Origin of the sequence: Streptomyces sp. NPDC017940, from assembly GCF_044328435.1 — a bacterium.
Classification (GTDB): Bacteria; Actinomycetota; Actinomycetes; order Streptomycetales; family Streptomycetaceae; genus Streptomyces.
The window spans coordinates 418,785-433,902 of record NZ_JBIRHJ010000005.1; the positions used below are offsets into that span (position 1 = coordinate 418,785).

The 15,118-nt window shown below is 72.7% G+C and carries 14 protein-coding genes; 9 read left to right on the forward strand and 5 right to left on the reverse strand.

The features are described 5' to 3' along the window. Positions 1-110 precede the first annotated feature (110 nt). On the reverse strand, positions 111-1,736 hold the full coding sequence (locus tag ACH4DX_RS19910) for an amidohydrolase (protein ID WP_398156073.1): 1,626 nt from the start codon (positions 1,734-1,736) through the stop codon (positions 111-113). A 134-nt stretch (positions 1,737-1,870) separates the two neighbouring features. Then, positions 1,871-2,554 (reverse strand): TetR/AcrR family transcriptional regulator, encoded by a 684-nt coding sequence (locus ACH4DX_RS19915; protein ID WP_398156074.1) that lies wholly within the window; start codon positions 2,552-2,554, stop codon positions 1,871-1,873. A 68-nt stretch (positions 2,555-2,622) separates the two neighbouring features. On the opposite strand from ACH4DX_RS19915, the gene ACH4DX_RS19920 reads away from it, so the two are divergent. After that, positions 2,623-4,065, forward strand: coding sequence for a purine-cytosine permease family protein (locus tag ACH4DX_RS19920; RefSeq protein ID WP_398156075.1), 1,443 nt, complete (start codon positions 2,623-2,625; stop codon positions 4,063-4,065). Here the strand turns inward: ACH4DX_RS19920 and ACH4DX_RS19925 are convergent. Continuing rightward, positions 4,062-6,332, reverse strand: a complete 2,271-nt coding sequence (locus tag ACH4DX_RS19925) for a catalase (RefSeq protein ID WP_398156076.1) — start codon at positions 6,330-6,332, stop codon at positions 4,062-4,064. The two genes, ACH4DX_RS19920 and ACH4DX_RS19925, sit on opposite strands and share 4 nt — an antisense overlap. A 353-nt stretch (positions 6,333-6,685) precedes the next feature. Between ACH4DX_RS19925 and ACH4DX_RS19930 the strand changes: the two genes are divergently transcribed. The 3 genes from ACH4DX_RS19930 (at position 6,686) to ACH4DX_RS19940 (ending at position 8,672) form a co-directional block, all read left to right on the forward strand. Further along, positions 6,686-7,039, forward strand: coding sequence for a DUF6479 family protein (locus ACH4DX_RS19930; RefSeq protein WP_398122315.1), 354 nt, complete (start codon positions 6,686-6,688; stop codon positions 7,037-7,039). Between the two features lie 16 nt (positions 7,040-7,055). Then, positions 7,056-7,469 (forward strand): SRPBCC family protein, encoded by a 414-nt coding sequence (locus ACH4DX_RS19935; RefSeq protein ID WP_398122314.1) that lies wholly within the window; start codon positions 7,056-7,058, stop codon positions 7,467-7,469. A 171-nt stretch (positions 7,470-7,640) separates the two neighbouring features. Further along, on the forward strand, positions 7,641-8,672 hold the full coding sequence (locus ACH4DX_RS19940) for a DNA topoisomerase IB (protein ID WP_398156077.1): 1,032 nt from the start codon (positions 7,641-7,643) through the stop codon (positions 8,670-8,672). A gap of 40 nt (positions 8,673-8,712) precedes the next feature. Here ACH4DX_RS19940 and ACH4DX_RS19945 read toward each other — a convergent pair whose 3' ends face one another. After that, entirely contained in the window at positions 8,713-9,129 is a 417-nt protein-coding gene (locus ACH4DX_RS19945) for a hypothetical protein (protein ID WP_398122312.1), read from the reverse strand. A 162-nt stretch (positions 9,130-9,291) separates the two neighbouring features. On the opposite strand from ACH4DX_RS19945, the gene ACH4DX_RS19950 reads away from it, so the two are divergent. After that, the gene (locus ACH4DX_RS19950) at positions 9,292-9,462 is read left to right on the forward strand and encodes a hypothetical protein (RefSeq protein WP_398156078.1); all 171 of its coding nucleotides are present in this window, start codon (positions 9,292-9,294) and stop codon (positions 9,460-9,462) included. Between the two features lie 245 nt (positions 9,463-9,707). Here ACH4DX_RS19950 and ACH4DX_RS19955 read toward each other — a convergent pair whose 3' ends face one another. Continuing rightward, complete coding sequence (locus ACH4DX_RS19955) at positions 9,708-10,745, reverse strand: YihY/virulence factor BrkB family protein (RefSeq protein WP_398156079.1); 1,038 nt, start codon at positions 10,743-10,745, stop codon at positions 9,708-9,710. A gap of 166 nt (positions 10,746-10,911) precedes the next feature. On the opposite strand from ACH4DX_RS19955, the gene ACH4DX_RS19960 reads away from it, so the two are divergent. From ACH4DX_RS19960 to ACH4DX_RS19975, 4 genes are read left to right on the forward strand one after another with little or no spacing between them, the layout of a single operon-like run. After that, a complete protein-coding gene (locus ACH4DX_RS19960; RefSeq protein WP_398156080.1) occupies positions 10,912-12,030 on the forward strand; it encodes a glycosyltransferase in 1,119 nt (372 codons plus the stop codon). Then, positions 12,027-13,100, forward strand: a complete 1,074-nt coding sequence (locus ACH4DX_RS19965) for a glycosyltransferase (RefSeq protein ID WP_398156081.1) — start codon at positions 12,027-12,029, stop codon at positions 13,098-13,100. Before ACH4DX_RS19960 ends, ACH4DX_RS19965 begins: the two co-directional genes overlap by 4 nt. After that, entirely contained in the window at positions 13,097-14,200 is a 1,104-nt protein-coding gene (locus tag ACH4DX_RS19970; RefSeq protein WP_398156082.1) for a glycosyltransferase, read from the forward strand. The genes ACH4DX_RS19965 and ACH4DX_RS19970 overlap by 4 nt, the downstream gene beginning before the upstream one ends. After that, entirely contained in the window at positions 14,185-15,117 is a 933-nt protein-coding gene (locus ACH4DX_RS19975) for a glycosyltransferase family 2 protein (RefSeq protein WP_398156083.1), read from the forward strand. Before ACH4DX_RS19970 ends, ACH4DX_RS19975 begins: the two co-directional genes overlap by 16 nt. The last annotated feature ends 1 nt before the right edge of the window (position 15,118 follow it).

Below are 15,118 nucleotides of genomic sequence, written 5' to 3' on the forward strand. Positions count from 1 at the left end.
ATGTTGGCGAGGTGGGTGTCGAGCGGGACGGTGCGGTCCCACCGGAGTTTCCGGCGGGTGAACGGGAGGTCGCCGAGGCCCGCGGCGCGGCCTGCCCACCGGCCGCCCGCTCACAGACCCGGGTCCCGGTGGACGGGTTCGCCGTCGACGACGGTGAGCAGGACGGGGAGGTCCGGGAGTTCCGTGGCCGCGGTGGTGAGCGGGTTGTCGCCGAGGGCGGTCAGGTCGGCGCGGTGGCCGACGGCGATGCGGCCCGCCTCGTGCTCCTCGCCCGCCGCGTACGCGGCGTTGACGGTCATCCCCTGGAGGGCTTCCAGGGGAGTGAGCGCCTGCTGCGGGCCGTGCGGCGGGAGGGTGAGGTCACGGCTCGGCCGGCGGTGGCGGGCTCCCGCCATGACGCCGAGCGGCGGGTGGGGTGCGATGGGCCAGTCGGAGCCGAGGACGACGACGGCACCGGAGTCGTGCAGGTCGCGGCAGCGCCACGCGCGGGAGGCCCGCTCCTCGCCGAGGCGGCGCGACCAGTTGTCGGTGTGGTCGGCCCGGGTGAAGTCGCAGCAGTGGGTCGGCTGCATGGAGGCGACGACACCCAACTCGGCGAACCGGCGCAGGGTGTCGTCGGGGACGGTCTCGATGTGCTCGACCCGGTGCCGCACCGGCCTGCTGTCCTCGGCCCTGGCCCTCTGGACGGCGTCGAGGACGTGGCGTACGGCCGCGTCCCCGATGGCGTGGGTGGCGGAGGGCACCCCGGCGCGGTGGAGTTCACCGATGACGCGGGTGTACTCCTTCGGGTCGGGCCAGAAGGCGTGCCGGGACTCACCGTGGCAGTCCGGGTGTTCGAGCCACGCCGTGCCGTTGTCGATGGTGCCGTCCATGAAGATCTTCACGCCACGGGTCTCCCACAGCCTGCCGCCCGTGCCCTGTTGCCCAATGAGCGCGCGCACGCCGTCCACGCCGGTGCCGGGCTGGCACCAGGGGGCCACCCGCAGCCGCAGGGACAGTCGCCCGGTGTCGTCCAGCTCCCCGTAGAAGGCGAGGCTGTCGCCGTTCGCGTCCATGACGTGGCCGCCGGTGAGGCCCGAGGCGGCCATGGCACGCAGTGCGGCGGCGAGGCGCTCGCGGCGCTCCTCGCGGGTGGGCTGCGGGGCGGCGCGCTCCACGAGCGCGCAGGCGGCGTCCTCAAGGAGCAGGCCGGTGGGGCGGCCGCGGGCGTCGCACACCACCTCGGCGGTGGCCTGGTCGAAGGTGCGCGGCCCGGTGACTCCGGCCAGTTCGAGGGCGCGGCGGCTCGCCAGCATGGAGTGCGCGTCGAAGAGCAGCAGCAGGGCGGGCACGCCGTCGAGGACGGCGTCGAAGGGGGCGGTCTCGATGGGGCCCCCGGCGAAGACGTTGGGGTCGAGGCCCCACCCCTGGAGCCAGGCGCCGGGAGCGAGGTCGCGCACCGCGCGGGCGAGTGCCGAGCGCACCTGCTCCACGTCGGCGCAGGCCGTCAGGTCGAGGCCGTGTGTCAGCTCGGCGCCGGACACGGGGTGGATGTGGCCGTCGACCAGGCCCGGGGTCACCACCGCACCGCCCAGGTCGAGCACCGTGGTCGACGTGTCCGCGAGCGCGCGGACCTCCGCGTCGTCGCCGAGAGCGGTGATGCGTCCGTCGGCAGCAGCGAGGGCGGTGTGGGGCAGCAGCTCGCCGGTGACCGGGTCGAGCAGGCGGGCCGAGAGGAGGACGAGGGAGGTGCGCACGGGGGCTCCTTTGGGCGGCTCGGTGCGGGGTGGGTGCCGAGATGGGGCGGTTCGACGGGGCGGGGCGGTGTCGGGGCCCCGGGGCCGTGGGGTCAGTCGTCGACCGTTGGTCGGCCGACGCGCTCGGGGGGCTTTCAGCCGGTGCGGCTCCCGGACGGCGACCGCTCCTCGGCCAGGACAGTGGCCGGGGCGGCGTCCAACGTACCGGCGGCGAGCCCCAGTTCGCGCTCCGCCGTGGCGACGGGCAACCGCCGCACCGCCGGCGGGTCCTCCTCCCTGGCGGTGCCGTTGACGAGCATGCCGAGTCCGTCGATGACGACGAGGATCTGTACGGCCGTCACCAACGGGTCGCCGGTGCGGAACTCACCGGCGTCGACGCCGTCGCGGATGAGCGCTTCGAGGCGGTCGCGCCAGGCGTTCTCCTGGATGCCGACGCGTTCGCGCAGAGCGGGGCGGTAGCGGCTGAGGTGCCGCGCGTTGAGCCACAGGCGGCTGATGTCGTCGTACGCCTCCCCCGTCGCGCGGGCGAAGAACCGCGCCAGATGCCGGGTGGGCGAGGCGCCGGACCGGTCGGCCGGGAGGAGTTCGTCGAGTTCGGAGGCGACGGCGTCGCCGTAGGCCTCGGCCACGAGGTCGTCGGCGGCGGGGAAGTAGTGGCTGATGAGCCCCGGGCGGACGCCGAGCTCGTCGGCGACGCGTCGCAGGGTGATGCACTCAAGCCCCTCGGTCAGCGCGACGGAAGCGGCAGCGGCAACGATTTCCGCACGTCTGGTGGCCGGAGATTTACGGATTCGCTTGTTCGGAGCGCTTGACGGCATGGAATCAATGCTATTGAGTGTGCGACCAATAAGCAAGCAGGTGGCTTACGAGCATCCGGAGGGGCCGCATGGCGTCCACGATTCCCGATCCGCACCAGGGCACCTGCACCGACGGCCGGGGAGCCCCGGCCACAGGACGGGCGGGGCGCGTCGAGGCCCACGGCATCGACCACATCCCCGAACAGGAACGCCACGGCCACCCGCGGCAGTTGTTCGCCGTCTGGGCGGCGGCGAACGTGAACTATCTGAACCTCGTGGTCGGCGGCACCCTCGTCCTCATGGGCCTGACCCTGGCGCAGGCCTTCGCGGTGATCGTGGCGGGCAACCTGTTCTGGATCCTCACGGGCCTGCTGGCCGTGCCCGGCCCCGCGGCGGGCGCACCCAGCGAAGTGATCACCCGCGCGATCTACGGAATCCGCGGCAACCGCGTGAACAACGCGGTCGTCGGCTGGATGATCTCCGTCTGCTACTTCGCCCTGAACCTGGCCGCTGCCGCGACCGCCGCCTTCTCCCTCGTCGAGAAGGCCGGTCTCTCCGCGAGCACCGGCGTCAAGGTCGTCGTCGTACTGGTCATCGCCGCGCTCACCCTCACCATCGGCGTCTACGGCCACGGCATGATCATGAAGTTGTATCTGCCGATCACTCTGACCCTCACCGCCGTGTTCGCCGTCGTCGCGTTCGGCGTGCTGCGGCACACCGACTTCGCGTACGCGCCCGCCACCGCGCCGACCGGCGCCGAGCTGTGGACGGTGCTCCTGGCCGGAGTCACCCTCATGGGTGCCGGGCCGCTCTCGTACACCACCAGCGCGGACTTCGCCCGCTACCTGCCGCACACCGCGTCCCCGCGGGCGGTCATGGGCTGGACGGCGCTCGGCGGCTTCGTGCCCAGTGTCGTGGTGGGCGCACTGGGGGCCTGCGCCGCGACCGCGGTCGACATGACGGACCCGCAGTCGGGGCTCCAAGGGATCCTGCCGGGCTGGTTCGGACCGGTCTTCCTGCTCGGCCTGGTCCTCGGCACCGTCGCCCTCAACGCCCTGACCGCCTACAGCGCGGGGCTCGCCCTCCAGGCCGTGGGCATCCGCGTCCGCCGTTCCCTGAGCGTGCTCGCCGACGGGACCGCGGCCGTCTCCCTGACTCTGTACGGGCTCCTCGTCTCCGACTTCCTCGACACCGTGAGCAACGTCCTGAGCCTCACGGTCGTCCTGCTCGGCCCCGCCACGGCCGTGTACGCCACGGACATCCTGCTGCGCCGCAACCGCTACGACGGGCCCGCCCTGGTGGACGAGACACCCGGCGGGCCCTGCTGGTACACCGCCGGTGTCAACATGGCGGGCGCGCTCGCCCTCACCGGCGGTGTCACCGTCTCCGCCCTGTGCGTCGACACCCTCTACACCGGGCCGATCGCCCACGCCCTGGGCGGCACCGACCTCGCCCTGCCCGCCGGCATCGTCGTCTCATCGGGCCTCTACGCCCTTCTGACGCGCGCGGCGGGCGGGCTTCGGCGGCTCTAGGACAGCGGCGCGAACCGCTCCCACACCCGGTGCTCCCCGAGCATCCCGGTGACCTGGTCCAGGGCCTCGGTCGCGGCGGCGGTGACCACCACGCCGGGGTCGTCCACGGGCACACCGGCGGCGGCGAGGGCGGCCTCGGCGTCGCCCCAGCCGCCGATCGCCTTGCCGTGCCGGTAGGCCTCACCGATCATCAGGAGCACCCGCGGGTCCACCACGCCCGTCGCGTCCGGCTCCCCCGCCTTGGCGTCCCTGGCTCCGTACGCGTCACTGCCCGGGCCGGGCGCGCCCGCCAGGAGCACGGCGTCGAACTCGACCGAGCGCGCGGTCGTGTAGCTCCGCTGCACGGTGACCGGGTCGCCGCCCTCGTCGAGCTTGCCGCCCGTGGGGGCGACCACGAGCGGCACGAGGCCCGCCGCCGACAGGGCGTCACGAGCGGCCCGCACGCCGTCCAGGTCGCCGACGCCGTCGGTGACGATGGCGACCACACGGCCCTCCGTCGGCCAGACCCGGCCCAGCTGGGAGAGCGCGGGACTGGTACCGACGGACTCGATCGCCACCGTGGGTTCCGGAGCGGGCAGGCCGAGGCCGGCCGCGACCGGGCGGCACAGCTCCGGGTCGATGTTGGCCAGGATCTGAAGGCCCCGTTCCTTGATGGCCTGCTCGTAGCACTTGCCCAGCTCGAAGGTGTAGGCGGCGATGATGTGCTCGCGCTCCACCGCGCTCATGCTCTGCCAGAAGAGCCGCGGCTGGCTGAAGTGGTCGGAGAAGGACTCGGGGGCCTTGCGGACCTTCGTGGCCTCGGGCACCGTCACCGGCGTCTCGATGTAGGCGCCCGTGTCCGCGCCGGCGAGGAACGGGCAGCCGCCGTCGAGGGAGTTGGGGCGGTAGGGGGCGACGCCCGAGTGCACGGCCGTCTGGTGCATGCCGTCACGCAGCATGTCGTTCACGGGCGCGTGCGGGCGGTTGATCGGGAGCTGGCCGAAGTTCGGGCCGCCGAGCCTGCTGATCTGGGTGTCCAGATAGGAGAAGAGGCGTCCGGCGAGGAGCGGGTCGTCGGTGACGTCGATGCCGGGGACGAGGTGGCCCGGGTGGAACGCGACCTGCTCGGTCTCGGCGAAGTAGTTGGTGGGGTTGGCGTTCAGCGTCATCAGCCCGATGGGCTGCACCGGTGCCAGCTCCTCCGGGACGATGTTGGTGGGGTCGAGCAGGTCGATGCCCTCGAAGGTCTGCTCGGGGTTGTCGGGGAACGTCTGGATGCCGAGCTCCCACTGCGGGTAGGCACCGGACTCGATGGCGTCGGCCAGGTCGCGCCGGTGGAAGTCGGGGTCGATGCCGTTGACGAGCTGCGCCTCCTCCCACACCAGCGAGTGGACGCCGAGCTTCGGCTTCCAGTGGAACTTCACCAGGGTGGTGGCTCCCTCGGCGTTCACCAGGCGGAAGGTGTGGACGCCGAAGCCCTCCATCATGCGGTACGAGCGGGGGATGCCCCGGTCGGACATGTTCCACAGGGTGTGGTGGGTGGCCTCGCTGTGCAGCGTGACGAAGTCCCAGAAGGTGTCGTGGGCGCTCTGCGCCTGCGGGATCTCCCGGTCCGGGTGCGGCTTCCCGGCGTGGATGATGTCCGGGAACTTGATCGAGTCCTGGATGAAGAAGACCGGGATGTTGTTGCCCACCAGGTCGAAGGTGCCTTCGCCGGTGTAGAACTTCGTCGCGAAACCACGGGTGTCACGCACCGTGTCGGACGAACCGCGGGAACCGAGGACCGTGGAGAAGCGGACGAAGACCGGGGTCTCCACGTCCTTGGCGAGGAAGGCCGCCTTGCTCACGGAGGCGGCGGTGCCATAGCCCTGGAAGATTCCGTGGGCGGCCGCGCCCCGGGCGTGGACGACGCGCTCCGGGATCCGTTCGTGGTCGAAGTGGGTGATCTTCTCCCGCAGGTGGTGGTCCTGGAGCAGCACGGGGCCCCGCGGCCCGGCCTTCAGGGAGTGGTCCGTCTCGTAGAGGCGGTTGCCCTGGGCGGTCGTCAGGCGTTCCCCGCCCTGTGCCCGGACGTGCTCGTCGGCGCCGGTGGGGCGACCCGTGGGGCTCACCGGTGCGGGGGCGCGCTGGTCGGGCTTCGGCGGCAGGGGTTCCCTCGGCTCGACCGGTTCGGCGAAGGGTGCCGGTTCCGGTCCGGGCCTGCCGGGGATGTCGGGTGGTGCCTGCCTCCCGGCCAAGGCGTCCGTGGCCTTCTGCGCCACCTTCTCGATCGGGTTCTTCTCGCTCATCACTTTCCCAACGGTCGAGTGTGGCGTGGGGCCGCGGCCCCCGCCTCTGCGTCGCATGAGTACCCGAACATCTGTCGGTAAACCTGGGGAACACCTGGTGGGAGTAAAAGCTGTCCCAGGACGACGAGGACGACCGCCCACGGTGCGGTTCCGCCTGTTTGCCCGGACAGTGGAAGGGCACGCGTCCGCACAAGCACGCAGGCGCTGCACAGCACACGGCACAGCACACAGCTGTACAGCACACAGACGCTGGAGCCGAATGGCGCCGAATTCCCTCCGGTGGGATATCTGGATGAACTCGGGAGGCGTACATGACCGGCTATCTTTCGACCGGAGGCGGGTACACCAGTCCTATGAACACCATGGAAATCGCAGCCTCGTCAGGGACGCATCTGCTGATGTGGATTGCCGGTCTCGCTGTGGTCGGCGTTCTTCTCGGTGCATTCTTCTGGGGCCGCCGCGCGCAGGCCAGGGAAACCAGTAAGCCGCGACCGGAGGACCAGCCCCACATGCCGGAGGGCGGTCCCGTGCGGGAAGAGCGGGAGTATCGCGACCCGGACGAGATGCCGCAGGACGGCCGTCGCCGCCTGCCGCACGAACTCCACGGGGGGTACGGCAGTTCCCGTACGCACCCCAGCCCCTCGCAGGACCCCGACGACCACAAGAAGGGCCGCGGCGGCAGTTTCGGGAGCGGCGGCCTCGGATGACGGAGGACGGAGCCCGATGACCGAGTACGAACGTTCGCGCACCATGCCCGCGCAGCCCGAGCACGTCTTCGACCAGGCCGCCAACGTCGACCAGCTGGAGACCTGGCTGCCGGAGGCCCTGCACGTGCGGCCCGGCGACCTGCCCGCGGTCACGGTGCACGAGGACCGGACCGACGAGGACCTGTCCGCCGTGCTGCGCGCCCGACCCGAGCAGATGCGGCTCGAATGGGGCACCCGCGACCAGGGCAACTACACCGGCTGGCTCCAGGTCGCGGGGACGGACGGCGGCGTCAGCGAGGTGACCGTGCACCTGTCGTTCTTCGACGACAGCCACGACCCGGGCGAGAAGGCCGTGCACGACGCCCTGGACACGAGTCTCCAGCGCCTCGAGGAGCAGGTGCGGCTACGCGTCGACAACGCGGCCGGCTGAAGCACCGGCCGCGGGGCTCCGTCGGCTGCGCGTCGACAGCGCGGCCGGCCGAGCACCGGCCGCGGGGCCCAGCACACCGGTCCGGTGTGCTGGGCTCCATTCCGGGTACTGGGCACCACCACGTGCGTCACACACCGGCACACGCACCGATCCGCGCCCCAGGGGGTCCGCTTGCGCCTCTATCACAGCCGCCCCACCGAGCCGGGATATCTGCGCAAGCGGCACGGGCGCGGCTTCCGCTACTTCGACCCGCACGGCCGTCCCCTGCGCGACCCCGACGAGCTGGAGCGCGTCAGGGCGCTGGTGATCCCGCCCGCCTGGCAGGAGGTCTGGATCTGCCGCAGGGCGAACGGCCATCTCCAGGCCGTCGGCACCGACGACGCGGGCCGCCGCCAGTACCTGTACCACCCGCAGTTCCGCGCCGAGCAGGAGCAGGCCAAGCACGAGCACGTCCTGGACGTGGCGGAACGCCTGCCCCAGGTGCGCACGGCGGTGGAGGCCCACCTGGGTGAGCGCGGACTCACCAGGCAACGGGTGCTCGCGACCGCCGTCCGCCTCCTGGACCTGGGGTTCTTCCGGGTCGGCAGCGACCGCTACGCCGATCTCAACAACACCTACGGCCTCACCACCCTGCTGCGTGAGCACACCCGCTGCCAGGGCGACGAGGTGGTGTTCTCCTATCCCGCCAAAGGCGGCATCGACCGGGTCCAGGCGACCGTCGACGCCCCGACGTGCCGCAACATCACCGCGCTTCTGCGGCGCCGCAACGAGGGCGACCGGCTGTTCGCCTACTGGGAGCGCAGGGAGTGGCACGAGCTGGGCAGCGCGGACGTCAACGCCTATCTGCAAGAGCTCGCCGGACTCCGGATCACCGCCAAGGACTTCCGTACCTGGCACGCCACGGTCATGGCCGCCGTGGCACTCGCCGTGTCGCAGGGCGCCGGGCACAGCAAGACGTCCCGGCGCCGCGCCGTCGGCCGCGCGGTCCGCGAGGTCGCCTCCTACCTCGGCAACACTCCCCCGGTCTGCCGCGCCTCGTACATCAACCCCAAGGTCATCGAGCTGTACGACGAGGGCGTCACCGTGGCGGCGGTCCTGCCGCGCCTCGGCACCGAGGGAACGTATGGCACCCCGGCGACGCAGGGGCCCGCCGAGGAGGCGGTTCTGCACATGCTGCGTACGGGGCGGGCGCCGACGGAGTAGGTGGACTGCCCGACCGCGCCGTCCGGGCCGTCCCCGCGGCCTACTTGCCGATCGGTGAGATCGCGATGCAACCCGCGACGACATTCTCGCCGGAGGCCTCCTTGATGACCTTGCCCTTGTGGATCACCTTGCAGGTGAGGTCGGCGCCGGTGGGGTCCGTCGAGATCGGGACGACGGTGGGCGGCATGATGCCGCGCAGCGTCACCGTCTTCTTCCACGGCAGCTTCGGGTCGGTCTCCCGCTCCAGCTTCGGCTCGGTCGCGGACCCCTCGCCGGCGGAGAACTCGATCTCGTCGACATTCTTGCCGGAGACCTCGTAGGTCACCTCGTACTTCTCGTTGACGGCCTTGTCGACCGCGTCGACAGCCTTCTTCTCGGCCTCGGAGCACGCGCCGAGGGTCAGCGCGAGTCCGGCGGCGGCGAGGGTGCACACGGCGGTGCGGATGCGTCTGTTCATGGCGGCAGACAACAGTAAAGGTCACGTAAAGTCAATTTGCCGCGTGCCATCGTCGCAGATCAGAGGGGCGTCAAGGGGGCGTATCGACAGGGTCGTTGACCGCCGGGACTGCGCCCGGTCGATCCGCGGGTGCCGCGAGGCGCCCCTTGCCGTACTCCTTTCATGGCGAGCGGTGTGGAGCGGGCCGTCAGCGGGATCGAAGGAGTGGGCGGCGAGGCCGTCGACGTGGGGGAGCTGGGGCGTGAGCTCTCCCGCGCGCTGAGCGGACTGGTGCCGCACGACGGCTTCATGCTCTCCGGACTCGACCCCTCTCCCGGGTCTGCTGCTTCCTGAGCGGCGAACACACCTACAGCTACCCGTTGTTGCGCCATGTCCTGCTCGGCGAGTGCGAGGTGAGCGAACGGCACTCGTTCAGGGATCTGTGGCGCGGCGCCTCGCAAGTGGGGGTGCTCGGCTCCGGCGTACGGGAGGAGCGGGACAGTCTGCGGCTCAACGAGGTCATGGTGCCGCAGGGCTTCGGCAGCGAGATGCGGCTCGCGCTGGTCGGCGGCGGGCTGATGTGTGCGGGGGCGTGGAACTCAACCGGTCTCTTCCTGGGGCCAGGTGCGGGTGTCGCGCGGCTCCACGTAGGGCTCCTCCCCCTCGGGCAGGCCGCCCTCGATGGACCGTTCGCGGGCCAGCTCGGCGTCGAACTCCAGGCCGAGGAGGATCGACAGGTTCGACACCCACAGCCAGACCAGGAAGACGATGGCACCCGCCAGGGCGCCGTACGTCTTGTTGTACGAGGCGAAGTTCGCCACGTACAGCGCGAACCCCGCCGACGCGACCAGCCACAGCAGCACCGCGAGGACACTCCCGGGACTCACCCAGCGAAAGCCACGGCCGCGCACGTTCGGGGCGGCCCAGAACAGCAGGGCGATCATCAGGATGACCAGGAGCACGAGCACCGGCCACTTGGCGACGGCCCACACGGTCAGTGCCGCGTCGCCCACGCCAAGGACGTCGCCCGCCCGTTTCGCCACCGGCCCGGTGAACACCACGATCACCGCGCTGGCCGCCACGAGCAGCATCAGCACGACGGTCAGGCCGAGCCGCAGCGGGGTCAGCTTCCACACCGGCCGCCCCTCGCGGAGGTCGTACACGGCGTTGGCGCTGCGGGTGAACGCGGCGACGTACCCCGAAGCGGACCACAGCGCCCCGACGAGGCCGACGACGGCGAGCACTCCGCCGGTGGTGCTGTTGCGCTGGAGCTGTGTCACCGAGTCCTTGATGATGTCGCGCACGGCGCCGGGGGCGAGTTGCTGGAGGTTGTCCACGATGGAGCGGGTCGCCTCCTGCCCGGCCACCCCGAGGAGCGAGACCAGGACGAGGAGGGCGGGGAAGAGGGAGAGCACCCCGTAGTACGTCAGTGCCGCCGCCCGGTCGGGGAGATCGTCCTCGAGGAACTCCTTGCCGGTGCGCCGCAGCACCTGCCCCCAGGCGCGGGCGGGCACATGCGTGGGGCCCTTCGGCGCGTTCCGCTCCACCTCGGACCCCGGCCCGACGGCCGTCTCCGGCTCCCCGCGGGACGTCTGCGACTCTTCGGAAGCGTGTTCCTGCTTGTCTGTGCTCGCCATACCCAGCGAGTAGCCCGTGTGGGCGTACCCAACCCCTCGGATCTCCGCCATGCGAGTTCACGATTAGGAACACATACTCGGGGTGACACGGGAGGGGCCAGAGAGGCGCCGTCAGGTCAGGAGCGGCACCTGTAGCCACGCGCAGCGACACGGGAGCACCACGGCCATGGATGATCCGACGACCCTGTCAACACCGCTGCCCCGGGCCGCGCCCGCCTCCGTCGTGCCCCTGCGGGTCGCGTCCGTCCCCGCCGGACACGTCTACGTACGGCACTGCGCCGACGAGCAGCAGGCGGACGGCGTCGTCCGGCTGGCGGACCCCCGCCCGAACGGGGCGCCGAGCACCTCCCAGCGGTGGTGGCCGCCGGTCATGCTCGACCCCGGCTGGGTGCACGCGCACCACCAGGACTTCGACGTGTTCCATCTGCACTTCGGCTTCGACGCCCAGTCGCCCGAGGAACTGTCGTCGCTGGTGGCCGCCCTGCGGCGGTACGGCAAACCGTTCGTCCAGACCGTGCACGACCTCCGCAACCCCCACCAGCCCGACCCCCGGCCCCACGCCGCCGCCCTGGACGTGCTGATACCGGCGGCCGACCACCTCATCACGCTCACCCCCGGCGCCGCCCGGGAGATCCTGCGGCGCTGGAACCGCACGGCCACGGTCCTGCCCCACCCCCACGTCGTCGACCTTCCCCGCCTCTCGCGGCCCCGCCCCGGACGCACGGCCTTCCGCGTCGGCGTGCACGCCAAGAGCCTGCGGCCCAACATGTCCCTGCTGCCGGTGGTGCGCACCCTCGCCGGGACCACCGCGGAACTCCCGGACGCGGAGCTGCACGTGAACATCCACCACGAGGTGGGCGACCCGCAGGCGCACGCCTACGCCCCGGACGTCCTCAGCGAGCTGCGGTCCCTCGCCGACAGCGGCGCGCTGCGGCTGCACGAGCACGACTACTTCGACGACGACCAGCTGTGGGACTACCTCACCGGGCTCGACCTGTCCGTCCTGCCGTACACCTTCGGCACGCACTCCGGCTGGCTGGAGGCGTGCCACGACCTCGGCACCGCCGTCGCGGCACCGTCGTGCGGCTTCTACGCCGAGCAGCGCCCGTGCCTGTCGTACGGCCACACCGAGCAGGACGGCCTCGACGAGGCGTCCCTGGCATCGGCCGTGCGGGAGGCGTACCGCACCCGCCCGCACTGGCGCGCGTCCGCCGCCGAGCGCACCGCCGAACGCGCCCGCGTGGCCGCGGCGCACCGGGCTGTCTACCGCGGGCTCCTCGCATGAGCGCGCCCCTGCGCATCGCGCTCATCGCCTCCGCCCGCTTCCCGGTCAGGGAGCCGTTCACCGGCGGCCTGGAGGCGCACACCTGGTCGCTCGCCCGCGCGCTGCGGGCGCGGGGCCATCACGTGGAGCTCTTCGCGGCCCCGGGTTCCGACCCCGCCCTCGACGTCGTGGAGCTGCCGGTTCACCGGGCGTCGCTGAGCGGGGCCGCCCGGTCGGACGTCAGCATGCCGCTGGACGCGGCCTGGATGCAGGAGCACCACGCGTACCTGCGGCTCATGCTCGACCTGTCGGGCAAGGACGGGAACCGCTTCGACGTGGTCCACAACAACAGCCTGCACTACCTGCCGATCGCCATGGCCCCGGCCGTCCGCGCGCCGGTCGTGACGACCCTGCACACGCCTCCCACCCCCTGGCTGGAGTCGGCCATCCAGACCGGCGAGCGCTGCCCGGTGACGTTCACCGCCGTCAGTGCGCACACCGCGGCCGCCTGGCGTCCCCTCGTCCCCGCCGCCCGGGTGATCCACAACGGCGTGGACACCGACCGGTGGCCCGTCGGCCCCGGTGGCCGGCACCTGGTGTGGTTCGGCCGCATCGTGGCGGAGAAGGGGCCGCACCTGGCGATCGAGGCGGCGCGCGAGGCGGGCCGGCCGCTGCGCCTTGCCGGTCCGGTCGGCGACGAGCGCTACTTCGCGGAGCGCGTGGCGCCGCTGCTCGGCGGGGACATCACCTACGTCGGCCACCTGGGCTGCCGCGACCTCGCGGCTCTCGTCGGCAGCGCGGCGGCCGCCCTGGTCACCCCCTGCTGGGACGAACCGTACGGCCTGGTGGTGGCGGAGGCGTTGTCCTGCGGCACACCCGTGTGCGGCCTGGACCGCGGCGCCCTCAGCGAGATACTCACCCCGGAGTGCGGCGCCCTCGCCCCACCGGACGACGTCGGCGCACTCGCCGATCTCATCGAACCGGTCACCCGCCTCGACCGCCGCGCCGCCCGGGAACGGGCCGAACGCTTCTGCTCCCTGGACGCCATGGCCGACAGCTACGCCTCCCTGCACCGGGAGGTGGCCGCGTGATCGGCTACTACGTGCACCACCAGGGGCGCGGACACCTCCACCGGGCCGTGTGCGTGGCCCGCCACCTCCGCGTCCCCGTCGTGGGTTTCTCCTCCCTGCCGAGGCCGACCGGCTGGAGGGGCACCTGGATCCGGCTTCCGCTCGACGCGGACGAGGGCACCGGCGGGCCGCGGGACGACCGTGCCGCGCGCACGGACGGGCCGCGGGACACCGGTGATCCGACCGCGGGCGGCGCACTGCACTGGGCGCCCCGGCACCACGAGGGGCTGCGCCACCGCATGGACGCGATCACGAGTTGGATCGCCCGGGCCAGGCCCCGCCTGTTCGTCAGCGACGTCTCCGTCGAAGTGGCGCTCCTCGTCCGCCTCACGGGCACCCCCGTGGTCGTCGCCGCGATGCGCGGCGACCGCTTCGACCGCGCCCACCGCCTGGGGTACGACATCGCCGACGCGCTGCTCGCGCCCTGGCCCGCGGTGGTCCCCGAGCCGGACTGGCCGCGGCACTGGCGGGCCAAGACCGTGCACACCGGCGCCTTCTCGCGTTACGACGGCCGGTCCCGCGTTCCCGCGGGCGACCCCGCTCCCGGCCCGCGGAAGGTCGTGGTCCTGCTGGGTGCGGGCGGCACCGATGTCGACGCCGCGGCACTCCGCGCGGCCGAAGCGAGCACCACCGGCTGGACCTGGACGTTCCTCGGCGGCCCGCACGGGCAGTGGGCCGAGGATCCGTGGCCGCTGCTGTGCGGCGCCGACGCCGTCGTCACGCACGCCGGCCAGAACGCCGTCGCCGAGTGCGCCGCGGCCCGCACCCCCGCCCTCGTCATCCCGCAGGACCGGCCCCACGGCGAACAGCGGGCGACCGCGCAGGCGCTGGCCGCGGCGGACCTCGCGACCGTACGGATGTCCTGGCCCGCGCCGCGGGAGTGGCAGGGCCTCCTCGACCGGACGGCGCGCCGCCCCGGCGGTCGCTGGGCCGCCTGGGCCCCGGGGGACGGCGCCCGGCGAGCCGCGAGGCTCCTGGAGCACCTGTCGGCACCGCCCCCGCACACGACGACCCGGCAGGGCCCCCTGCGGACCGAGGGGGCGTCGTGCGGATCGCAGTGATCACCCTGGTCGCGGGCCGCCACCGCCACCTGCGGCTCCAGCAGGACGGCTTGGCGGGCAACACGCGGCAGCCGGACCACTACGTGGTGGTGACCATGGCCGACCCGGCCGCGCGGACCGTGCTCGGCGGCAGGCGCCCCACCGCCGAGACCGTGCCCGTCCCGGTGGCCGCCACCGGCGCTCTGCCCCTGGCGGCGGCCCGCAACGCGGGAGCGGCGAGGGCGCTCGCCGCCGGGGCCGACCTGCTCGTGTTCCTGGACGTCGACTGCGTGCCCGGCCCGGACCTGCTCGCCCGCTACGCCACGACGGCGACCGACGGCACGCTGCTGTGCGGCACGGTCGCCTACCTGCCGCCCCCACCGGAAGGCGGTTACCGCCTGAGCGCCCTTCCGGACCTCGCGCCGCCCCACCCCGGCCGTCCCGTCCCCGGCGACTCGCAGGTCCTGCGGGACGGGGACCACGACCTCTTCTGGTCGCTCTCCTTCGCCCTGACCGCGCCCGCCTGGCGCGCCGTCGGCGGCTTCTGCGAGGACTACACCGGGTACGGCGGCGAGGACACCGACTTCGCCCGCACGGCGGCCGCCCGCGGCGTCGGACTGTGGTGGGTCGGGGGTGCGCCCGCCTACCACCAGCACCACCCGGTGAGCAGGCCGCCGGTCGAGCACCTCGACGACATCCTGCGCAACGGCGCGGTCTTCAAGAGGCGCTGGGGCGACTGGCCGATGAAGGGGTGGCTCGCGGACTTCGCCCGGCTCGGCCTGGTCGCGCACGACCCCCGTACCGACACCTGGCGGAAGATCCGGGACGGCTGCGAGCCGGTCCCCGCCGGACGCGGCCCCGGCCGGGCGGGGGTTGGTCCCGTTCACCAGGGGCACACGGCGGAATATCCACCAAGCGGGGGACGACACAGGAGGTAGT